This window comes from Arthrobacter sp. MDT2-16 (assembly GCF_054510925.1).
Map to the genome: position 1 here is coordinate 1 of NZ_JBTNDP010000005.1, position 21,312 is coordinate 21,312.

Annotated in this window: 25 protein-coding genes; 12 read left to right on the plus strand and 13 right to left on the minus strand. The window is 63.8% G+C overall.

The genetic code is table 11. The annotated features are described in order from the left end of the window. Window positions 1-219 (minus strand): PRC-barrel domain-containing protein (locus ACX80N_RS10055; protein WP_459339281.1); only part of this gene is annotated, 219 nt, incomplete at its 3' end. A 155-nt stretch (window positions 220-374) separates the two neighbouring features. Then, window positions 375-1,001, minus strand: coding sequence for a hypothetical protein (locus ACX80N_RS10060; RefSeq protein ID WP_459339282.1), 627 nt, complete (start codon window positions 999-1,001; stop codon window positions 375-377). Between the two features lie 447 nt (window positions 1,002-1,448). Between ACX80N_RS10060 and ACX80N_RS10065 the strand changes: the two genes are divergently transcribed. Together ACX80N_RS10065 and ACX80N_RS10070 are read left to right on the plus strand one after the other, a co-directional pair. Further along, window positions 1,449-1,775, plus strand: coding sequence for a DUF3040 domain-containing protein (locus tag ACX80N_RS10065; protein WP_459339283.1), 327 nt, complete (start codon window positions 1,449-1,451; stop codon window positions 1,773-1,775). Between the two features lie 671 nt (window positions 1,776-2,446). Next, complete coding sequence (locus ACX80N_RS10070) at window positions 2,447-3,709, plus strand: MFS transporter (RefSeq protein WP_459339284.1); 1,263 nt, start codon at window positions 2,447-2,449, stop codon at window positions 3,707-3,709. A gap of 321 nt (window positions 3,710-4,030) precedes the next feature. Here the strand turns inward: ACX80N_RS10070 and ACX80N_RS10075 are convergent, their stop codons facing one another. Beyond that, window positions 4,031-4,825 carry an SDR family NAD(P)-dependent oxidoreductase gene (locus ACX80N_RS10075; RefSeq protein WP_459339285.1) on the minus strand — a complete coding sequence of 265 codons (795 nt, stop codon included), beginning with the start codon at window positions 4,823-4,825 and terminating at the stop codon, window positions 4,031-4,033. Window positions 4,826-4,925: 100 nt separating this feature from the next. Here ACX80N_RS10075 and ACX80N_RS10080 point away from each other — a divergent pair, with 100 nt between their 5' ends. Then, window positions 4,926-5,513 (plus strand): TetR/AcrR family transcriptional regulator, encoded by a 588-nt coding sequence (locus tag ACX80N_RS10080; RefSeq protein WP_459339286.1) that lies wholly within the window; start codon window positions 4,926-4,928, stop codon window positions 5,511-5,513. A 328-nt stretch (window positions 5,514-5,841) separates the two neighbouring features. Here ACX80N_RS10080 and glsA read toward each other — a convergent pair whose 3' ends face one another. From glsA to ACX80N_RS10095, 3 genes are all read right to left on the minus strand, one after another. Then, on the minus strand, window positions 5,842-6,807 hold the full coding sequence (gene glsA, locus ACX80N_RS10085) for a glutaminase A (protein WP_459339287.1): 966 nt from the start codon (window positions 6,805-6,807) through the stop codon (window positions 5,842-5,844). Between the two features lie 788 nt (window positions 6,808-7,595). Beyond that, complete coding sequence (locus ACX80N_RS10090; protein ID WP_459339288.1) at window positions 7,596-7,826, minus strand: RidA family protein; 231 nt, start codon at window positions 7,824-7,826, stop codon at window positions 7,596-7,598. 70 nt (window positions 7,827-7,896) lie between these two features. After that, window positions 7,897-8,454 carry a P-loop NTPase family protein gene (locus tag ACX80N_RS10095; protein WP_459339289.1) on the minus strand — a complete coding sequence of 186 codons (558 nt, stop codon included), beginning with the start codon at window positions 8,452-8,454 and terminating at the stop codon, window positions 7,897-7,899. 421 nt (window positions 8,455-8,875) lie between these two features. Between ACX80N_RS10095 and ACX80N_RS10100 the strand changes: the two genes are divergently transcribed. From ACX80N_RS10100 to ACX80N_RS10115, 4 genes are all read left to right on the plus strand, one after another. After that, window positions 8,876-9,256, plus strand: a complete 381-nt coding sequence (locus tag ACX80N_RS10100; RefSeq protein ID WP_459339290.1) for a PadR family transcriptional regulator — start codon at window positions 8,876-8,878, stop codon at window positions 9,254-9,256. Next, window positions 9,253-9,969 (plus strand): hypothetical protein, encoded by a 717-nt coding sequence (locus tag ACX80N_RS10105; RefSeq protein WP_459339291.1) that lies wholly within the window; start codon window positions 9,253-9,255, stop codon window positions 9,967-9,969. The genes ACX80N_RS10100 and ACX80N_RS10105 overlap by 4 nt, the downstream gene beginning before the upstream one ends. 141 nt (window positions 9,970-10,110) lie before the next feature. Next, the gene (locus ACX80N_RS10110; protein ID WP_459339476.1) at window positions 10,111-10,788 is read left to right on the plus strand and encodes an ABC transporter ATP-binding protein; all 678 of its coding nucleotides are present in this window, start codon (window positions 10,111-10,113) and stop codon (window positions 10,786-10,788) included. Between the two features lie 67 nt (window positions 10,789-10,855). Further along, complete coding sequence (locus tag ACX80N_RS10115; protein WP_459339292.1) at window positions 10,856-12,331, plus strand: DUF6297 family protein; 1,476 nt, start codon at window positions 10,856-10,858, stop codon at window positions 12,329-12,331. 291 nt (window positions 12,332-12,622) lie between these two features. Here ACX80N_RS10115 and ACX80N_RS10120 read toward each other — a convergent pair whose 3' ends face one another. Then, window positions 12,623-13,180: a TetR/AcrR family transcriptional regulator gene (locus tag ACX80N_RS10120; protein ID WP_459339293.1), complete on the minus strand. Its 558-nt coding sequence runs from the start codon at window positions 13,178-13,180 to the stop codon at window positions 12,623-12,625. 94 nt (window positions 13,181-13,274) lie between these two features. On the opposite strand from ACX80N_RS10120, the gene ACX80N_RS10125 reads away from it, so the two are divergent. Together ACX80N_RS10125 and ACX80N_RS10130 are read left to right on the plus strand one after the other, a co-directional pair. After that, entirely contained in the window at window positions 13,275-13,889 is a 615-nt protein-coding gene (locus ACX80N_RS10125) for a DUF998 domain-containing protein (protein ID WP_157940146.1), read from the plus strand. Continuing rightward, window positions 13,886-14,443 carry a hypothetical protein gene (locus ACX80N_RS10130; RefSeq protein ID WP_459339294.1) on the plus strand — a complete coding sequence of 186 codons (558 nt, stop codon included), beginning with the start codon at window positions 13,886-13,888 and terminating at the stop codon, window positions 14,441-14,443. Before ACX80N_RS10125 ends, ACX80N_RS10130 begins: the two co-directional genes overlap by 4 nt. A gap of 112 nt (window positions 14,444-14,555) precedes the next feature. On the opposite strand, the gene ACX80N_RS10135 is transcribed toward ACX80N_RS10130, so the two are convergent. The 4 genes from ACX80N_RS10135 to ACX80N_RS10150 form a co-directional block, all read right to left on the minus strand. Continuing rightward, complete coding sequence (locus ACX80N_RS10135; RefSeq protein WP_459339295.1) at window positions 14,556-15,218, minus strand: dihydrofolate reductase family protein; 663 nt, start codon at window positions 15,216-15,218, stop codon at window positions 14,556-14,558. Between the two features lie 158 nt (window positions 15,219-15,376). Continuing rightward, entirely contained in the window at window positions 15,377-15,832 is a 456-nt protein-coding gene (locus tag ACX80N_RS10140; protein ID WP_459339296.1) for a hypothetical protein, read from the minus strand. A 52-nt stretch (window positions 15,833-15,884) separates the two neighbouring features. Then, window positions 15,885-16,061 (minus strand): hypothetical protein, encoded by a 177-nt coding sequence (locus ACX80N_RS10145; RefSeq protein WP_157940148.1) that lies wholly within the window; start codon window positions 16,059-16,061, stop codon window positions 15,885-15,887. Between the two features lie 15 nt (window positions 16,062-16,076). After that, complete coding sequence (locus tag ACX80N_RS10150) at window positions 16,077-16,466, minus strand: hypothetical protein (protein ID WP_459339297.1); 390 nt, start codon at window positions 16,464-16,466, stop codon at window positions 16,077-16,079. A 781-nt stretch (window positions 16,467-17,247) separates the two neighbouring features. Between ACX80N_RS10150 and ACX80N_RS10155 the strand changes: the two genes are divergently transcribed. Both ACX80N_RS10155 and ACX80N_RS10160 read left to right on the plus strand, forming a co-directional pair. Next, window positions 17,248-17,487: a hypothetical protein gene (locus ACX80N_RS10155; protein ID WP_459339298.1), complete on the plus strand. Its 240-nt coding sequence runs from the start codon at window positions 17,248-17,250 to the stop codon at window positions 17,485-17,487. A 121-nt stretch (window positions 17,488-17,608) separates the two neighbouring features. Continuing rightward, the gene (locus ACX80N_RS10160) at window positions 17,609-18,331 is read left to right on the plus strand and encodes an AAA family ATPase (protein WP_459339299.1); all 723 of its coding nucleotides are present in this window, start codon (window positions 17,609-17,611) and stop codon (window positions 18,329-18,331) included. 160 nt (window positions 18,332-18,491) lie between these two features. Here ACX80N_RS10160 and ACX80N_RS10165 read toward each other — a convergent pair whose 3' ends face one another. Both ACX80N_RS10165 and ACX80N_RS10170 read right to left on the minus strand, forming a co-directional pair. Next, window positions 18,492-18,749, minus strand: coding sequence for a MerR family transcriptional regulator (locus ACX80N_RS10165; protein ID WP_459339300.1), 258 nt, complete (start codon window positions 18,747-18,749; stop codon window positions 18,492-18,494). A gap of 262 nt (window positions 18,750-19,011) precedes the next feature. Then, the gene (locus ACX80N_RS10170; RefSeq protein ID WP_459339301.1) at window positions 19,012-19,308 is read right to left on the minus strand and encodes a hypothetical protein; all 297 of its coding nucleotides are present in this window, start codon (window positions 19,306-19,308) and stop codon (window positions 19,012-19,014) included. Window positions 19,309-19,600: 292 nt separating this feature from the next. Between ACX80N_RS10170 and ACX80N_RS10175 the strand changes: the two genes are divergently transcribed. Continuing rightward, on the plus strand, window positions 19,601-21,283 hold the full coding sequence (locus ACX80N_RS10175; protein ID WP_459339302.1) for a hypothetical protein: 1,683 nt from the start codon (window positions 19,601-19,603) through the stop codon (window positions 21,281-21,283). Window positions 21,284-21,312: the final 29 nt, after the last annotated feature.

The following is a 21,312-nucleotide window of genomic DNA, read 5'->3' on the forward strand; positions in this document are numbered from 1 at the left end:
GTAGCCGATGGTCACGTCGTTGCCGTTCACATTCGCTCCCTGCAGGGGTGCGAAGGACTCCGAGGTGCCGAACAGGCCGGTCTTGACGGTGACCCAGCTCGGATCCTGGGTCTGGTCATCCAGATACACCTGGCCGACCGAGCCGATCTTGGCGCCGTGGGAATCCAGGACATGGCCGCGGCCCGAGAGGATGGTGTCGATGTCGTTCTGCGTGATCATAGAAATCTCTTTTCGTGGAGGGTCAGGCATGATGCCCGGTCACTGGTAGTGAGTATCAGCCGGTGCAGCGTTGTCCGTATCGGGATAACGGTGCTGGCGACAGGTACTAGCTGGTAATGAAGGCCCGCGTCAGGAGCCTATGTTGAGGTCCGGCGTCAGTGGTCGGTGATGCCGGCCTGGTGGTTGATGCCGGCCTGGTCGACCTTGCGGTGGAAGCTCATGCCGGCCTTGCCGCCGAGGATCGCGCCGATCAGGGGGACGAGGACCGCGATCGCCAGGCCGATCAGACCGCTGGCGGTCAGCAGACTGCCATCAACCGGAATGCGAGGTGCGCCACCGATGCTGGAGAGGATGTTGAACTGATCGCCCGCGATAGCGGCGAGGATCGCGACGACGATCGCGATGATGATGCCCCACAGCCACACGGCCACACCCTGCTTCACACCGTCGAAGCGGGCCATGCGCCCGGCGACGTAGCCGCCGCAGTAGTAGGCAAGGAACAGGACGATCGCGAGCACGATGCCGCTGACGATCCCGAGCGTCTCTGCGTTCTGTGTGGCCTGGTTCGCGGCGTCGGATGCGCCGCTGGTGTTCGCCGCTCCCACGCCAACACCGATTGCCGTCGCGAGGGCGCCGAGCAGGACGGTCATCCCGATGGCGGTGAGCCAGCCGAAGAATGCCGAGCCCCACTTGATACCGCCGAAGCGTTCCTTCTGCGCAGCAACGACGTCGTTTCTGCGGCTCTTGGGGGTACTGGCCCCTGAGGTGTTGTGCTCTGCCATGTCAGATCTTCTTTCGTCTCAGATACACGAGCCGCTTCGTGGGGACCTTCTGTGCGGTGCGCCTTCGACAGAGTGTCGGAGAATCCACGATGAAAGGCCCCGCCGCGCCAGCGTGCGGGTGATTGTTCGCCCCTGTTCGGGCGGTGAAAGAGCGTCTTCATAACTCCTTCGCAGAGGCAGCGCCCCCGCTTACAGGACCTAAGCATACTGATAGTAAGTTTACTTGTCTTCTCCGTCCGCGTGCTTCTACTGTGGACATGACACCTGCTGGTGGCACTCAAGGGGCGCCCTCAAGACCGGCCCTTACTCGTACGAAGAGGACGAGAAGAAGAGGACGAGATGAGGTCCATAGGTGGGTGGCCCTTCCCCGCCCTCAAGGCGCGTAATGCCGGCTAAGAACGTTAACAGTCCGTAGCAAGGAATCAGAGAGGTCGGGAAGAGAACGAGGTGGCTCTATCAGCGGAGGAACGCCGTCAATGGCGTGAGCTCGAGCGGCAGCTGACCCCGGAAACCTCCACGATGGCCCAGCCAGCCAGGAATCGCGATATCAAGCGCCACACGACTGGTTCGGTCGGTTCAATCATCGCCCTGGTCGTTGTGCTGGTCGCCTTCTCTGTGGTGATCCTCGCCGTCGTCGTGAAGGTCCTGCTTCTCGGTGTCCTGGGATTCGTCCTGATGATCTTCGGCGGAACACGCTTCCGAATTCCTGTACGCGAAGGTCCGCCGGCAAAAGCAATAGCCCCGGCATCTAGGGCGTCGTGTGATGAACACTGACTCTTTGTCTTCCCTGCAGCTCCTGGCCGTAGCGGCACGAGCCGACCGGCGGGAATCGGCGTCCTACCTGAAAACGCTCGGACTACCCCAACTTGGCTTCTACACCCTCGAGTACCTCAACGAGCGAAGCCCTATGATGCAGTCTCTCGCAAACACGGACATCGACTCATGACGAAAGAGTCGGTTACGAGACACTCGCGGGCGGAGCTTCGCGGCGCGATGATTACACCCAGTGCCGCTCCGAGCTGGTCGACGTCGACCCCTTGGGGTAGCGCTTCGGGGATCCGCCACGGGCTGCGCGACGGACCGTTGTTGCACGATGTCTAGACCCTCGCACGCTAATGGGAAAGCCGCGAAAGGACCTTAGAGCAACGTGATCTGGGCCAATCCGCCTGTGGCGTTCAGGTGTACCCGGCGCATCAGTGCTGAAGTCTCAGTAGCGCCCGCCTGGGGCGCCCTCACCGGGCTCTTCGTGCGGTGGGTCCTGCGGGACGACGCCGCTTCCTAAGTGCGATGCTAGCGGTGCGCCATGGGGAGTCCGGCGCGGTGTTGCGATGAGCGACTGGCTTACGGACTGGTGACTTCGCCCTACCCGATACGATCCGAAGACAAGAAGACAAACGGTGCAACCGACCGTCCCCCCGCCACCTTCCCGTCGTCAGGAGAACGCAATGTCCTCGTTCGGTGAGGTGCTCGCTCCGCGCCGGTTGGGTATCAGCTTCAGATGGTTGCTCGCGTCCACCTGGACGAGCAACATCGGTGACGGGATCGCCCTCTCGGCCGCTCCGTTGCTGATCGCGTCGGTGACGTCGTCGCCGCTCCTGGTCGCGTCCGGGGCGATGATGCAGATCCTGCCGTGGCTCCTATTCGGACTCCTGGCGGGTTCGATCGCCGACCATCATGACCGGCGCCGACTGGTCATGCTGGCGAACGGGGTCCGGGCCGTCATCGTCCTGGGTCTCGTGACCGTCCTCGTGACCGGTCACGTGAGCATCTGGGTGGTGCTCGTCTCGGCTTTCCTCTACGGAACGGCCGAAGTCTTCGCGGACACGGCCGGCAGCACGCTGCTTCCCATGACAGTGCCATCGGCCGATCTCGGAGTCGGCAATGCCCGCCTGCAGGCCGGATACCTCGTGGCCAACCAACTCGTCGGACCGCCGCTGGGCGCTTTCCTTTTCGCTGTCGGCTCGTTCTGGCCATTCACCGTGCAAATCCTCTGCGTGAGCCTCGCCGTCGTCCTCGTCTCGAAGATGGCGAGGACGCCTCCTCCGCAGCGGGACGTGACTGCTCTCGACGACGGCATCAAGCCTCGGCCCATCCGGGAGGGTCTTTCCTGGCTACGTGGCAACGCGCCCGTCCGGACGCTGATCCTCATCATCCTGATCTTCAACGTGACGTGGGCGGCCCCCTGGTACGTCCTCGTGCTCTACGCCACGGAGTACCTCGGCCTCAGCGCCGTCGGCTACGGCCTGCTCGCGACCTCCGCGGCTCTGGGCGGACTCGTGGGGATCAGCTGTTTCGGCTGGCTCGAACGCAGGGTCCGCCTGGCAACCATGATGCGGGTCTGCCTCAGCCTTGAGGTGCTGATGCACCTTGGCTTCGCTCTCACGACGTCGGCCGTGCTCGCCTTCGTGATCATGTTCGGGTTCGGTGTCTATGCCTTTATTTGGGGCACCATCTCGACGACCGTCCGGCAGCGCCTCGTTCCCCTGTCCCTGCAGGGGCGCATCGCGTCCGTCAACATGGTGGGCGTATTCGGTGGGCTCGTGATCGGGCAGCTGCTCGGCGGGCTGATCGCCCAGGTGTGGGGGCTGACCGGGCCGTGGTGGTTCGCCTTCGCGGGCTCCGCCCTCACCCTCGCCCTCCTGTGGAAGGCCATCTCGAACATCTCCGCAGCCCCGCCTGCCCTGGAGTCAGAGGCACCGACCGGTTAGAGATCGGGCTGGGGATTTACCCTGTCGTTGTTGCGGATAGCACTCGAAGTCGCCTACACAGATCAGGGCGTCGCACTCTCAAAGAAATCTGGCAACGAGGTCCTGGTGAACCCGACGGGAATTCCATTCCGGACCATGAAAGCAAGGTTGCAGGGTCTCGCTCGCTGGCAAGTCACGTTCTTCCAGGAACTCGAAACGCTCGAGCAACGGACAAGCAGAGAAGGCTTTTCCATCGACGACAAACGTGCACGCTAAAGGATCGGCTATTGGACGCCGACGGTTCGCGATAAAACCGGGCCCAGCCGCGCCTCGTCTGCCTTCTTACATCCGATCTCCGACCGGCACTGATGAGGAGTTCGCGAGGCGGAGAACTATTCGTCGGGGAAGAAGTGTCACGATGCGGCTCGTCCATCGGTTCGCCTGGCCCGACACACTGCTAACCGGTGACCTCCGCTTGTCCAGCGCGCGGAACGCTGCTGCGACGACCTGCTGTGGCGTTTCGAAGCGCACTCCCTCTTCATCGCTCTGGGAGCTGCGATAGAAATCCGTCTTGGTCGGGCCGGGCGAGAACGCCATGACCGTGACCCCGGTGTCGCGGAGTTCATGCGCCAACGCCTCGGTGAAGCGCAAGACGAACGCCTTCGACGCGGCGTAGACCGCCATGCCCGGTGTGGGCATGTAAGCGGTGAGGCTCGCGATGTTAACGAGGGCGCCCTTCCCAGAACGCAATAGACCAGGCAGGAATGCGCGGCACACGTCCACCACCGCATCAATGTTCACAGCGAGCTGATCCTCGATGTCCGCCCGGGCCATGTCGACGAAGTCCCCCGTGCGCCCGATGCCGGCGCAGTTCACGACCGTGTCGACGTGCACGCCCCTCCTGCCGAGCTCATCGAGGAGACGCGTCCCACTGTCCGGCTGCGACAAGTCGAGGGCGATGGTCGTCACCTCTCTTCCGAACTCTTCCCTCAGTGCCCGGGCGAACCCGTCGAGGACCTCGATCCTCCGTGCGACGAGGACGAGATCCGCACCCCGCGCAGCGAAAGCGCGCGAAAACTCGCGACCTATCCCGGAGCTCGCACCGGTGACGAGGGCGGTTGTGCTCGAGTAGTCCATCTAGCTGCTCCTATAGGTTGACAGGTGTTAACCATAGCGCCGGGTGAACGCGTGTCAACGTGCTTGTGTCGTATCTCCCGCTATGTGCGAAGGTGAAGTCATGACGACGACCGCACGGGCGCGCTCCGGGGATCAGCTGCGCGGCGAGCTCCTCGCCGCGGCGACAGAGCTACTCTCCCAGCGGCTGTCGGTCACTCCACCATCCCTCCGCGAAACCGCACGCGCATGTGGCGTCTCGGCCACGGCTGTCTACCGCTACTTCCCATCGCAGCAGGCATTACTCCTGGCCGTCGCAGGTGAGAGCCTCGCCGACCTCGAGACCGCCGTCGACGAGCATGGGTCAGCTGGCGCGCTACCCATAGACCGCTTGCAAGCGCTACGGGCGATGGCCATCGCGTACGCGACGTGGGCCGTCGCCAATCCGGGGGCGTATCAGCTGCTCTTCGAAGGGCGCGACCTCCTCGAGAACCCGACGGTGATCGACGCCGGCGTCGACCGCTTGCAAGGGCGGCTCGAAGACCGGCTCCGCGGACTGCCTGCCGGCGGCAGGGACGAGACGGTGCAGGCGGAGTTGCTCTGGATTGCGCTGCACGGCTTGGTCGTCACTCGGATCCGCAAAGCGCATCACGCGTGGCGACGAGAGGTAACAGAGGACGCACTGCTCCTCGTTGACGCTTTCACCGCCTGAAACCGCTTCGAGGGTTCGCGGTGCAATGATGCGGAAATGCCCTTCCCATCAAGCCCGCTTGTTCGCTGGAGCAAGGATGAGCGGACATGACTACGGGGGCTGCTGAGAGCTTGAAGGTTGAGGCTCTGTGCTTCAGTAATTCCGTCTGCATAGGTCACAACCACAGGCAGGCCTGCGTCAGCTGGGGCGTCGAACTGGGGCGTTGAATTCGTCGCCAGGGTGACTGCATGACGATTGTGCTGCCTGTCCGCGCCCCTGCTGAGCGGAGCTCGACTTACGACAAGTCGGTGACCATCAGGGTCGACATGGCGATGTTCGGCGAGGTCACTCACTCGGTGCGGGACGCGCGTCCCCCGCGGTCACCGCTCGTCGCCGAGCCGAAGGCGTGCAGATCGAGCTCGATGCTCAGAAGGTCGGAGGCGACTCGCCCACGCACGCTCGTGCCCTGCTCGTCGAGAGGCGGGCTTATGACCGCGGCACCGAGCCGCCCGGGGGCGGAGAGCACGATCGCTCCGGAGACGCTGGACTTCGCGGGGATGCCGATTCCACGCATCCAACGGCCTGAGCCGTCATACACACCGCAGGTCGCCATGACCGAGACGACGTCGCGAGCCACGGCCGGCGGGACGACGCGCTCCTTGGACACCGGGTTGACTCCGCCGCAGGCGAGGGTCGCTCCCATCACCGCGAGTGCCTTCACGTCGACCAGGACGGCGCAGGCGCGAGCGTAGACGGCGACGGCATCGTCGGCGCCGACGTGCAGGGTTCCCTCCGCCCGCATGAGGTGTGCGAGGGCGTGGTTGCGGTCGCCGAGGAGGTGCTCGTTGTGGGCGACGCTTTCATCCACTTCGAGCCGACGCCCGGCGAAGGCGGAGAGGCCTCGGAGGATCCGCTCGTTACGCTCGTCGACATCGCTGCCGTCGATGAGCGATGCCGTGAGCAGCGCTCCGGCGTTGACCATCGGGTTGGGTGGGCGGCCGGTGCCGCTCTCGAGCTTGATCGCGTCGAAGGCTTCGCCGGTCGGTTCGATTCCGATGAGATTCAGGGCCTCGCCGTCCGTGTCCAGCAGGGCCAGGGCGAACAGGAATGGTTTGACCGCCGACTGCACGCTGAATGGTGATTCCGCCTGCGTAGTGCCGCGCACCGTCCCGTCGGGCAGGGCCAGGGCCAGGGCGCATTGGTCGGCGTCCGCGGCGGCGAGTTCGGGAATGCTGTCGTCCACCGATCCGCCGTTCTTTTGCATGACCCGCGCCCGCAGATCCTCGAGGTCATAGGTTCCTGCATCCGGCGTCATCCCTCTACAGTGACACAGGTCGTGCTCAATGAAGGCAGTAACGGGTGCGATCGGCTGCGTGCAGGGAAATGGCCTACAACGACCCATTCGGCTGACCATTCCCTAGCGTGTGCTGGTTGTTGTGAGGATGGCTCTCTCGCCACGGTGGAATGATGGGCCTGCGGGGCTGACTCCGCTGCAAGCATTGAATGGAACCCCGCAATGGCGGTTGCCTACCAGTGTGGCTGCTGAGGACATATAGGTGCGCGTCGCCGGCGCAACAACCACCCAGAGCATCGGCGTGCTGTTGCTGATGCATATCGGTGAATCCGGCGCCCCCGCCACCGACATGCGGCTTGGCCTGGCCTTCGGTGACCTTCACATAGCCGTCGGCGCTGCGGTCCTTGACTTCCGGCCGTCCGTCCCAGCCGTGGGCGTGTTCCTTCCCCCGGAAGCCTCCTTGCCCTCATCGCCGCACTCGGAGGAGGGTACTGGGCCGGCGCCTGGGCCTTCGGGCTCACCGCCTGGGCCTTCCTATCCAGCGAACTCACCACAAGCTCACGACGAAGCTGACCTCACCCCTGTTCCACAAAGGGATCGGCTCACGAGCGGTGTTGGGCGTGCTACGTAGTGAGATGGAGCTTTACCTGCTTGATTGCTGAGGTATTGGTACGCAGCGGTGCGATTGCTTTGCGTGCACAGAGGGCCGCCGCAATCCGCCGGCTTCAGCGGCCATGTGCGCTGTGGCACTCCGACCACACATGATCAGGCTCGGAAGCGGATCGTTGAACGGGACGGTTAGCGGTCCTTCAATCGCGTACAGCGGCCACAGCTTCGATCTCCACGAGTTGATGCTTGTATCCAAGGACTCTCACACCCAACTGAGAGCTCAGGACGTCATGTGCACCGAACGCTCGGCGGACAACCTCCCAGGCAGTGACGAGATCATCTCGATCGGTCGATGCCACGAGCACGCATGTACTGATGACGTCCTCGAGTGTGGCTCCAGCTGCCTTGAGAGCGGTCACTGCTGACGCCATCGAAACTCTGCTCTCCCTCGTGCCTGCGAAGCTCCAGCTTCTCACTTGTCACGACACGGAGAAGTACCGTTCACCGGACTGCCGAGCTTCCTGGCAGCAGGGGCTCCCACCTCAGCACGGCGTCGCGGAGTCCCGCTACAGACATTCCGCTGCTCAGACGCAGAACTGGTCGATCGAGTTGATCAAGCCATGCTTCATGACGTGCCCGGCTTCTGCCGTCGAACGCCGGATCGTCATATCCTTTCGCCCACTCCAGGAAGTCGGACCACGCCGCCTCATCAAAGGCTCCGCCGGCCCGCCGATGGACCTCGCGGGCTTCAAGGCGTCGCAATCTCTCACGCGGGTCCAGCGTCAAAAAGACCACGGCATCACATTCTTCGATGATGCTTTCTCCCCAGCCCATTACTGACCCGGACAGGACCCACCCCTCCCGCGGCACGAAAACGTCGCGCATCAGAGCCCGCCGAGCGTCCTCCGGACGCTTCACCACGTATGGAGGGACGGTGGGCACCCAGAAGTAGTCGTCGGCGTCCGCGTGAGGAACCGACCAATAGTCAGCTAATGCCCTACCGAGAGTCGTCGTACCACTTCCGCTTGCCCCCATCACATGAACCCTCGCGCGCTGCATGACTCAAGTATCGGACGCCTGCTCTGCGAGAAGACCCATGCTGCGCGTCCTCTTCCTCCGCAGCGATGCTGTCTCGACTGCCGCTCGTCAATCGGGCAGGTGCCGGCCTGAGGAGAAGTTGTTGGCTCAGCGAGCGGCGGAGGTCGAATTGCCCTTCACTCGCGTCTCTTCACTTGTTTCACGATGCCGAATGACCAGCGAGGCCGTGATGAGTATCGCCGAGAGCAACACGCAGGGAACCAGCAGGACAGCCGCTGCGATGCCCAACCTCAGGCCGAAGTGACCGCTTCATGACATCCATCGAACTGCACCGTGCCCGTCGAACTCCTGCCGGCAGCGGGAGCGGCTTGCAGGCAGCTGGGGTATCAGGCGCAGCCGAGTAGACCTTTACAGGCTAACTACTTAGAGACACAATCTAGTCATGGAAGTCTCCACCTCAACGCCCCGAGACGCAGCAAGCGTGGACTGGCCAAGCGACTGGCTCAGGGCCACCCTGGGGTTTCTCGCCCTCCGCGCCCTATCCCCTGGTCCCTCCTACGGCTACGCGATCATCAGCGAACTTGAGCGCTACGGCTTGGGCACGATCAAGGGCGGAACTCTGTATCCGCTTCTCACCCGATACGAAGCAGCGGGCTTGGTCACGACGGAATGGAGGGCCGGCGACGGCGGTCCGGGCCGCAAGTACTTCGCCTTGACCGATCAGGGCCGCGCTGAAGTGACACGCCTCAGCGCCGACTGGCTGCGTTTCACCGATGTCACTACCCGCTACCTCGACCAACCTGCCAGGGAGGGCTCCCCATGATCCAGCAGACCAGCGATAAGAAATGGTTCGACCAACTCGTCATGGAACTCCGGCTCCGCCAAGTCCACGGAAGCGCCATCGGTGACACCGTCGCAAGCGCGAAGGAACTCCTCAGCGATACCGGCCAGCAGGCCGAAGAAGCGTTCGGTCCCGCCCGCGACTACGCTGCTGCGCTCGAGCTTCCCGCCGCGCCGAAACACGACTGGGTGCGAAAAGCACTCTGGCCGTCACTGCTCGGGCTTTTGGCCTTCCTGCTCTTCAACCAGGCGGTCGTGTCCTCGACCCGGTCTGAACTACTCCTGGTTTCACCAGCACAACTGGCTCTCCTCGCCACACCCGTGGTGCTCGTAGCCTTCCTGCCGCTCTACCTCGACGCCATTGTCCGACGAATCTGGGCCTGCATAGCGATCACCGCTGTCTGCGCCCTCGCCGGCGTCATGTCCGGCGTCGCCACCCCGACCGACCAGGCCGAAGCATGGCTAGCGCTCGATCCGTTGCCCTGGCTCATCGGCAGCGCCCTGGTCATGGTGGCACTCTCGGTCAGCAACACCATTCGGTCATCCTCCACGACGGACGACGATGACATCACCGACCCGAGCTCGGGGGCAGTGAGTAGCACCGGAACCGGCGCGAGAGTCATCGTTCAGGTCACGAACTGGATGTTTCCCATACTCGCCCTCGCCATGCTCGGCCTTGCACTAGCACTCCGTTGAGTCGGGGGCTTCCTACTCGACGCTGCAATCCAAACAGGGCAGGAGCCAGCCCCCCTCATCACCGCTCGACGGGCTCGCGCCTCCCTCCCCCGGATCGATCGGGCGCTTGCCAGTCCCGTTTAGAGTTGGAGGGTGGTTGCCATGGGGGATGTGCTTGAAGCTGATGGTCTGCTGGTCGGGTACGTCGGCACTCCTGTCTGTGGGGAGGTAAGCCTCGGTCTGGCCTCCGGTGAGGTTCTTGCGGTGGTCGGTTTCAATGGTGCCGGTAAGTCCACTGTTGTCCGGACCCTGGCGGGGCGTCAGGACCCGTTGTCAGGGGACGTGCGGGTTCATGGTCTACCGGTGATGCCCGACGCCGTGGAGTTCCGCCGACAGGTCGCGGCCGTGTTCGATGAGGATGTGTTCTTTCCGTCACTGACGGTACGGGAGCACCTGCTCCTGGTGGCACGGGGTCACTCGGTGAGTTCTCCTGAGGAAGCCGTCGATGCTGAGCTGAAGTTCTTCGGCATCGCGGACAGAGCTCACGCGGTCCCTGACGCACTGTCTTCCGGGCAACGCCGGCGCCTGCTTCTGGCCGCGGGTTTCATCCGTCCGTCGTCACTGTTGTTCCTCGATGAGCCCGAGCACCGTCTGGATCCGGTGATGCGCGATGCGCTGTCCCGACGGATCCAGGGATGCGCTGATGCCGGGACCACAGTCGTCCTGGTCACCCATGATCCCCGGCTGCTGGTTCAGACGGCGACGGCGTGCCTGGTCATCGACGAGACCGTCAGACCCGTGAGTACAGAGCGGGGAGCGCAGATCATTGCAGGTGCCTGAACCCTGGAGGGCGACTGCAGGACTGGCGACGCCCGAGGCTGATTCGGTGCGCCTGGCCCGGAATGTTGTGAGCTTCACCAGGCGCGCGGCCGGGCAGTACAACAGGGCGCGTTCATCAACCCGCGATCTCTTCGTCGACCTGTACTCGAACGCGCTTGCAGGTGCCTGTGTGGTGATGATGGTGGCGTCCCTCGTCGTGGCACTCCGTGGCGAGATCGCGGCGAGAAACATCGGCGGGACCGCCCTGGTGGCCGCACACTGGCAGGTCGTGCCCGCCGGTATCGTATGGATGCTTCTGACCTATCTGGCATTGGTCGGGGTCGTTGTACTGGCCCGCCGGCTAGGACCTGTCACCGTCGGCCAGGCCGAAGGAGCCTGGTGGCTACCGCTACCGGTCGACCGGCGGCCCATGGTCCTCCCGTCGTTTCTCCGACGCCTGGTCGCCGTCGGCGCCGTCGCATCGGTCGCCTACGTGCCGTTCAGTCTCCTGACCGCGCTCGACCGGTCACCTTGGGATCATGCGAACTCGGCAGTGATCTTCGGTGGCGCCTCTATCGTGGCTGTTATCGGAGCCGCGGCCTTGCAACTGACATCTGCGGCCGGTGCACTCCGCGCTACGATCCTTCTCGGGCTCATTCCCGTGGCTGTCCTGCCGTTCCTGGGCTTTTCGATGTGGCCGCTCATCCTGGTCCTCAGCCTGGCTGCGGTGCTCCTCGCCTACGTGGTCCCCCGCGTCGGCGACGTGCGCGGTGTGGAGTTGCAGCGTGGGGGTGCCGTCTCGGGCCACGCCGCGGCATCCATCTTCTTCATCGACATGAACGAACTGCGCCGCTCATTGGTGGCCGCACCCTCCACGCGCGTCAGCCGCCGCGGCTCACGCTATTACGGACGACCCACCCGCCGGCCTCTCACAGCCGTGATTCGCGCCGACGTCGTGGCGTTCCTGCGCCTGCAACCCCCGCCCACCGCCGCCCTGGTATGGCTGGGATCATGCGTCAGCATCACCCTCATCACCCCAGCCCTTCCCGTGTTCCTTCAACTGACCGTGACCCTCATCGCCGGCTGTCTCGTGACGGCAGGGGCGGGAACTATCGCCCGACGGACAGCCGTCATCCCCGAGCTCGACGCGCTCCTACCCGTCAGCCCGGTCCTGGTGCGGTGCAGCCGGATGATCATGCCCGCATCAGCTATGGCAGCATGGATGGGCGCCCTGACCGGAACACTGGTAGTACTCGGTGCTGGCACTTCTTTTCTCGTGCTCCTAGGCGTCCTCGCCGGTCTCGGCATGGGAGCCGGGGCCGCTCGCGCGGCAACACGCCCCGCTACGGACTGGACCACACCACCGGTGGAAACACCCTTTGGCTCCGTACCGCGAGATCAGGTGTCCTCGCTTCTACGCGGGACAGACATGACCGTCCTCTCGATGGCCCCGCTCCTCCTCACGCTCTACCTGGATACCGTCCACCCCTGGCTGCTTCTCGCTCAGATCACCGCGAGCATCACCGCCATCACCGTCCAGGCCTCGACCCCATCCGCACGGTGAGGGATCCGCTTCCGCGCCGACCCCGGGGAGTAGGGTGACGCTGACGGAACGGCTGCAATGTGTTCTCCGCACCAGGAAATCGATGACGGCTAAGTATCAGACCGGGTCTTCTTCTGGTGCCCGAACGCCGACGTCCGGTAAGGGATTTACAGACGTACTGCGTCGGGGCGACACTGCGTGACCTCTGAACCCTCGAACGCTTCTATCGCACAAGCCGAAGAAGGACTCCAGACGAAGGCCACCTGAGCGGATCGGCGCTGAGGCGTTCGGGTGCACCCTTGCAGTACCCGCCTAGGGCTCGAAGTGTTCGAGGAGGGCATTGATGATGCGATGGGCTCGCTCCCGCGTCATGCGCTCGGCCTCGGTCGCCCGCGCAATCGCAATCCCGTCGAGCAGTGCCATGAGAGTAGCCGCGTCGTCGCTCCCGAGAACCGGGTCGACTTGCCGCAGCAACTCCGTGAGCCCGCCTTCCAGGAGACGCCATGATTCCTGATGTGCTCGGCCGATCAGCTCGCTGGTTGCCGCCTTGGATGCGAACGCCAACCAGACCACGGAAGCCGTCCTGGATTCGTCGTCGACTCCACCAAGGATGTGACACACAGCTGCGAGATTCGCGGTCGGCGTCGCGGTCGGTGTGGTCACGGACATCACTCGCTCCATGAATTGTCCGCTGACCCTGTCCATGGCCGCCATGAGCAGGTCATCCTTGGTCCGGTAGTGATGCTGAACCGCGCCGAGGGAGACGCCGGCAGCCTTCGCGACGTTGCGGATAGTCACGTCCTCGATCCCGTCCGACACGAGGATGTCCTGTACCGCCATCAGGATCCGCTCAGTGGCAGGACTAGTCATTCTCTGAGGCTACCGCCATCTGAACAATACAATCGTATTGTATGGTTGCGCCATGACGCGACTTCGATGGGGTGCCACGCTGTGGATCCTCGGCATGCTGACCCTTCCCGCGCAGGCCCTTGCAGCGATGCTCTGGCCTCAGGGTTACTCCTGGGGTTCGAACTTCATCAGCGACCTCGGTGTGACGGAATGCGGGACGTTCGACGCCGGTACGCGGGTGGAGCGCTACATCTGCTCACCGGGGCACGTCCTGGCCAACGGTTCGACGATCGTGAACGGCGCGTGCCTCGCACTCGGCGCTGTCCTGCTGTGGTCGGCTTGGCCGCGAGCGCGGACAGGCAAGGTTGCGATGGCCTTCCTCGCAAGCGGCGGCCTGCTGGTAATGCTGGTCGGGTTTCTGCCCTGGGACGTTCACCCGGAGGCTCATGACACGGCGGCCCTCGCTCAGGCGGCCATGCAATGGATTGGCATGATCCTCCTTGTCTTCGCGCTGCGCAGGAACACTGATGTTGGACGAGCAGCCCTGCTGACGGGCATGAGCGTTCTCGTTTCCATCATCGGATTCGCCCTGTTCGTCGACGCGATCAGCGGCGGCCCCGCACTGATGCTCGGCGTGGGATTCACGGAACGGATCGCCTTTGACACTCTCACCCTCTGGGGTGCGGCGGTTGGCTTCATCCTCCTTGCATCAACCAGGAGGAAGGCGTGATCCTAAGCCTCATCATCGCCTGCGAGGTCGGGTTCTGGATTGCCATCGTCGCCGGGCTGGTCGCCCGGTATGTCTTCCAGCTGAAGACCGTCAGCGCGCTGCTGCTCCTGTGCGCTCCACTGATCGACGTCGTGCTTCTGGTAACGGTCACGATGCATCTGGCCTCCGGGGCGACCGCGTCCTGGCACCACGGACTGGCGGCTATCTACATCGGATTCTCCCTGGCGTATGGGCACCGGATGATCAGCTGGGCGGACATCCGTTTCGCCCATCGATTCGCAGGCGGGCCGGCTCCGCAGAGACTGACCGGGTGGCAGTACACCCGGCGCTGCTGGAGTGACGTCGGGAGGACCCTGGGTGCAGCTCTCATCGCAGCGGGAATCATTGCGCTCATCACATGGTCCGTGGACGACTCCGACCGCACGGCCGCACTCTCCGGATGGATTCACCTACTCGGGATCGCCATCGCGATCGAGGTCATATGGGCGTTCAGCTACACCATTTGGCCGCGCAAAGCGGCCCTACGATCCGGTCGTACAACCACTTCAGGCTGACATGACCCGGCCATCGGGATACCTGCTCGTCGGATGGAGCCGCGCGATGGTTCACCCTCATCGGCACGCAGCTGTGAGCGAGAACCGAACGACGTGACGAAAGGGAGGACCACTAGCCGGTAGTAAGGTAGCGGAGCTTCACGAGCTCCGACCCCGGCAGAATGGTTGCGTCGACCAACCGTAGGCCGCCACGGGAGCCCGCATAAAGCTTGTTTCCCGTTCCGAGTAGAGCGGCGCCGACTAGAACGATCAGCTCGTCGACCAGCCCTAGCTCGAGCAGTGGATTCCACGTCGTTGCACTGCCGAACATCAGCACGTCGCCATCGCCTTTTTCCTTGAGTCGGGTGAGCTCTGCCGGCGCCGCGGTTCTGGGGACGATCCGGGTAGTCCGCGCCCATGGAGCGTCCGGATCCGGCACCATGGAGTCGCTGATGAGAATCGAGGGCAGCGTGGTGACGAAGCGCGCAATGCCGTGTTCGCGCTCGTCCGCAGACGAATCTGCCGCAACCTTCGACCAGAAATCCCAGTTCTCCAAGAACCACGTACGCCCGTACACGAGGGTGCCCGCAGTACTCAGCAGCTCGAGATTATGTGTGTTGAACGCGTCCTCGAAGGGCATCACTGTCAGATCACCGCCAGGGCCTTGGAAGTAGCCGTCGAGCGATGTGAGGACCGACACCACGAGTCTGCTCATGCCGTGAGCATACAACCCCTCCACGCGCGCCCTGCAGGTCCGCATCTGCTCCTCCCCCGTCAGCATCAGGTTGCTGATCACGATCGGCGAATCCGGCTTCTTTCTCGGTGAGCTCGATCTCCTGGCCGTTGTCACCCAGCCAATAGTAGGAACGCGGCCCAGTATCAGGCTCTGAACGCTTGACCATCGTGTACGTCGCACCACCGTGCACCTTCACCGTCGTGGGAAGACCAGAGTCTTCATGGCCTTGGGAAGAGGCTTTCGTGAGGCTGCCCGCGATTCTTCTCTCTTTTGCCGATGGTCTCGACTGCTGCAGCCATACCGAGCATGGCGGCTGAGCCGAAGGTCGCGCCGAAGGCGAGAAGTACTGCCCCTACCGCCCAGAGGCCGCTTGCATCCATTGCAGAAGCCGTGCTGATCCAGGCGAGCGTGAAAGAGGCCGAAAGTACCACCACGGCAACAACGAAGTGCAGAAGGCGATAGGCAAGTCCCACTACCACGATGCCGCACAGCAGGGCAGCCACGCCCTGCCATATCTCGTACGGGCCGGTCATCCTGCCGGTGTCCGGATCGGACTGGTACTCGGTATCCCAGCCGAACCACCCGAACCAGAGCCCTGCGGACAGGAGCGCAATCAGGACGACGGCGGCCCCTTGTTCAACGGGAGACCAGTCACGGCTGCGTGTCAGGCGCATCCTTCACTCCAGATCGTTGCCGGTTCACGTCTTCCGCCCAACCGGCGGATGATCACGTGCTATCACAAGCCGACTGACGCTGCATGGAACAGCGCAGGGTGGAGCTGCCGCCGACAACGAGAACGACGACCAGGCAGACGTAGGAAAGCAGGCCCATGCCCCGGAAGAGGAGGTTCACCAGGGCACCGGCGAACGCCGGCGCGACGATGATTCGTTCGGTTCTGGTCACTGAAGTGTCGTGGCGTCAGCTGGTCAACGGCATGCGCTGCGACACCCAGATCGGGCCGATCCCGGTCATGAACTCGTCGTCGCAGGCCTGCATGATCTGATCGGAAGGCGGTCCATCGCCACTGTAGGAGGACTGGAAGCCGAGCTGGTTGCCGTTCTGTTCAACAAGTGGTCCGACGCCGAAGCCTTTGTCCTGGAGGCAGCCGCGTGTCGCATCAACTGCGTCGCGATACTCGGCCTCGGTCACGACCAGGTCTTCCAGGACCGCCTGCTGGTATCCGCTGGCGCTGTCCCTCATCTGCTGCTTCTCATCCTCGGAGAAGGACGGAGCACTGGCGCAGCCGGCCAGCAGAAGAGCTGAACATCCGATGACACCAGCCGCAGCTGCGGTGTGCCTGGTGATCATGCTCGGGTAGTCGATCATCGGGACCCGGACTGCGGATCGGGGCCAGGAGTCCGCGAAGCGCCGGCGTAATAGGACCGCATGCCGTGCTTCACACCCAGCCGGATGATCAGGTACAGCACAAGACCCATAGCAGCTATTACGACAAGCCATACCAGCAGGATGATGAAAACTTCCGGTCCACCAAGAGCCATTGCAACCCCCATGTTCGCTGTCAGTCGCTCGCTGACCAGAGCCTAGTCCCGCTCTGATCACGGAGCACTCCGGACATGCCAGGGCAGCGCCAGCTGTAGCGGGCGCTCACCGAACCGGGTGATCACCCTCGTCGTCGTTCCATTTGCCGGTTGGCACCTGCGCGGCGAACAGCTGATCGTTCGACGACGCGTCTTGGCCGGAGAAGTCCATCTAGTTCACGCTGAACCCGTCTTGAAGGGTCGACTCGTGCTCCACTGCGGCGGGACAGGTCCAAAAGCGGGAGTAGTTGGCTTCAGCTATGCGGTAGGCCTTGACGCGATCGACCTCGCGGCCACAGGCCGAATCGGTAGTTCCCAGCACGGTGATCGCAGCGAAGAGCTTCGGCACCCAGGTTGTGAAGGGTCTGGCAGGCGGAGATCCCCATCGATAGGATCAACCGAGCTCTACACCTTGTGCCTTCGATACCTGTTCCGGACGGCATCGGATCGTCTGCTCTGCTGTAGCTGATGCGCTCGGTGACGATGTCTCTGCATCGCCTCGTAGGGTCGATGCACAAAGGCCTGCCAGCGCCTGTCCCATGGGGGTTCTCGTGACCGTTGCTTCGCTTCTCGTCGGCTGTGCGGTGGGGTTCTACACCGATGTCAGCAGACGAGATGATCAGGTAACGAGGCGCCGCCTGATCTGGCTCATCGCCGCCATGGCCTGGTGTGCGATCATGCTCACCGCAACCGATGGGCAGGGTGAGCTCGAGAACTCTCTTCTGGCCTACGCCAGCGGGACATTCGTCGGTCTACTCAGCCGGGAATACCACCGCGGTGGACCCCGATGAGCAGTGCGTCCGCTCGTGCTACGGTCCTTGGGTTCTTGCCGCGTCGGGCCCGCGCCGTGCGCTACACCGCTGCATGTCAGGGTTACGCCATGTCCTGCTTCGTGACTGGCACACTGGCCGCATGGCCTTCGAGCGATTCCCGATCCGGAGACTGACCGAGCATCCCTCCAACGCCCTTGATCGACGGATCTGGCCGGCGACCTTGGCACCCGTCGCTACAATCCTCGATAGCGGACTGGATCTCGGCCCGGCTACCGTCCTGGTGGGTGAGAACGGGTCCGGTAAGTCCACCATCATCGAGGCGATCGCGTTGGCCTACGGGCTGTCCCCCGAGGGAGGCTCGACCGGAGCGCAACACAGGACGCGGACAACAGAATCGGTACTCGCCGATCACCTCCAGCTGGTCCGAAACGCCGGCACCACCCGACGTGGGTACTTCCTGCGCGCCGAGACAATGCACGGCTTCTACACCTACCTCGAGTCGAACCCCAGCACGAGCGGGCCGGACGTTTCCTTCCACGAGATGTCTCACGGTGAATCGTTCCTCGAGCTCGTGGTCGATCGGTTTCGTGGATCGGGTCTTTGGATCCTCGACGAGCCGGAATCAGCGCTGTCCTTCTCGGGTTGCCTGGCGTTGCTCGGCGTACTGAAAGAACTCGTCGCGTCGGGGAAGTCTCAAGTGATCCTCTCGACGCACTCACCGCTCCTGGCTGCCCTGCCGAATGCGCAGATCCTCGAAGTCGGCAGCTGGGGCCTACGTGATCGACAGTGGGAAGATCTCGACCTCGTCACAAGCTGGCAGGCCTTCCTCACCTCGCCTGAGCGCTACCTCAAGCACCTCTAGCTGAACGCTACCCCGGGTACGCATACGCTGCACGGCAGTGCGCTGCCGCTGCAATCCTGCTTCCCGGCCCATGAAGGCTGTTGCCAACCGTCCGAGAACGCCCGTGACATCGTTGTCGCTGCAAGCACCGGTACCGGCACCGGCCGTGGCAGCGGAGGCGTCACGTGTCGTCCAAGGCGATCCCGGCGTCGGTCATCGTGCGGATCCACAGCAACCGGATCATCTCGTCAGAACCGCAGCGGCGGCGATCATCGCTGCCTCGCTCGGGCTCGGGAAGCAAGCCGATCTCGTGGTGGCGACGGATCGCGCGCGGTGTAATGCCGACGAGCGACGCCGCATCACCGATGCTGACCGACGCGGCGGAATGAAGGACGACGACATGAGCGGGCCTTCCTTCGGAGGGCGAATGCAAGTCCACCGGACCACGTAACGCTACGGAAGGTGCACCTCCGAGTACTGCGCCCGGCATCCGTGCCAGCAGACGCCTATCAGAACTGGAGCCTCACGAAGCACGTCCACGCGAGTGGGAGGGCCTCCGTCGACACTGGCGACGCTCGCAGTATCAGGAGTATCGGACCAGACCCTTCCTGTGATCGACCGGTCATTCTTGGGCCCGTCCCGCCGAAGGATCCTCTCCCGGGGCTCTTCAGTCTTCGGGGCGGTCTTACTCCAAATGGTGCTCAGGCCCTCCAGCCGAGGACTGCGCCGCCGATCACCATCGCACTGAACAACGTGGCGAGCGACACCGCGGGCACAAGAAGGAGCCAGTAGGAGCGATACAGCATCAACCTGACGCCGATGTAGGTCATGACCGCCCACCACCCAAGAAACAAAGCTACAGCCCAGGGCGGGGCGGCAAGGCCGCTGATCAGGGAGAGATATCCGACCCCAAGCTGCGCCACAGCAGCGCAGGCGGCCACCACTACGAAAAGCACAAGACTTCCGCCATGCCTGACAGCCGGCGAGGGATGGTGCATACCTCAAGTCTATTGAGCCTCAGAGCTGAAGGTGCTGCAGGCAGGACACCTCACAGGGAAGGGCCAGTTCGCTTTGTCAGTGCCCGCAACTCCACCCTGCAACGGACGGGCTCGAGGGTAGCGGCGCCGTCGTCGTGTGCCTGCCACGAGTCGGCCGAAGGGGCCGGGTTAGAGTCGTGGGAGCCCTTGGTGAAAGCAGGATCCGATCTTCCGCCGTATTCCACGTAGCAGTGTCCCCCTTGCTGTGGCGATAGTCCTTGTCATGACCGGTTGCACATCGGGTCAGTCACCCATGCCGACCGTCAGTGAATCGGCGGCGGACGCCGATCCCTCGGTGGTGCTTGCGGACCCCGCGGCCGGCACGCGCGAGGTTCTGGCGGGCACCGGCGGGCAGACCTCCCTCGAGATGAGCCGCGCGCTGTTCGACACCAGTCCTGCCGTCGTGGTGTTCGTCCGTCAGGCGGAGACTGTTCCTGATGTCGCGGACGCCGCTCTCATAACGGCTGTCAGTGCTGCGGTAGGTCTGCGCGTTCCCCTGCTGGTCGTAGGGCCGGGAGGGTCAGATGCCTCAGAGGCTATGGCTGAACTCGACCGCCTCAAGGCTGAGACGGTCGTCGGGTATGGTGATGCGACGGCGGACTGGACTGCCCTGGCCGGGCAGCGAGCCCTCGTCATCGGTCCGACCGGGGAGACCGATTTCGCTGCCGTCCTGAACCTGTCGGTCACCCCGGTTTCTGTTCCGGAGACGGACGTCGCCGCCGCAGTGAGTGAGCTTGATGCGAGCGAGCCACGCCTGATCACCCTGCAACCCCGTCACGGAGCAGCTCCCGCACCGCAGCAGGGCGGACCGGCTGCAACCGCCCGCCCCACGCCCACGGCCCCCGCCCACTCGGCACTGGTGGAATCCGCCACGACAGAGAAGGTCCCACGCTTCACACCTGCGGGCCGAGCAACGGACGCCCTGATTCTGGTGACTCATTCCTCTGCTGTAGCACCGCTGGCCACGGCACGGGCTGCAGGCGCTGATGTCGAGATGGTCGCCGACGCGGACCCACGATCGACCAGCAGGGCGATCGATGCCATCCGGTCCAACGCCGGCCATGCGGTATTCGCGATCGGTGATTCGTTCGGCTCCCGGGATACCTTCGCCCAGCGGGTTCGTGTTGCGGCAACAGCACCCCAATTAGCGGGCGGTGGCCAGACAGCATTTCCCGGCCGTCGGATGGTGGCCCTCTACGGGCACCCCAGCGGCCCTGCCCTCGGAGCGCTGGGTGAGCAGGGCATCGACGAGACGATCGCCCGCGTCAAGGATCTCGCCGCCCAGTACCAGCCGTTCAGCGACGAGCCCGTTGTTCCCGCCCTTGACCTGATTGCCACGGTCGCCAGCGCGGAGCCCGGCCTCGACGGCGACTATTCGAGCGCGACGTCCATCGAGGTCCTTCGGCCCTGGGTCGACGCCGCCGAGGAACAGGGCGTGTACGTCGTGCTGGACCTGCAGTCGGGGCGGTCCGATTTCCTGTCCCAGGCCAAGATGTACGAAGAGCTTCTTGCCCGACCGTCCGTCGGGCTCGCACTGGATCCGGAATGGCGGTTGCTCCCCGGCCAGCAGCCTCTTCAGCAGATCGGCACCGTCAGCACCACGGAGGTCAATGCAACCACCACTTGGCTTGCCGACCTAACGCGGGACCGGCACCTACCCCAGAAGCTCCTCATGATTCACCAGTTCCGCATCGATATGATCAGTGACCGCGCGGCCCTCGACCTCTCACGCACCGAAGTAGCTGTGACGCTGCACGCTGACGGGCATGGGACTCCGGAGCAGAAACTCGACACCTGGTCGGCGCTGCAAACCGTGTCCCCGGCAGGGGCTTGGCCCTCATGGAAGAACTTCTACGATGAGGACCAGCCGATGCTGACACCCGAACAGACGTACTCAGTCATCGACCCCAAGCCGTGGCTCATCACCTACCAGTAACGATCTTCGCGGGCCATCCAGAGCCCGGC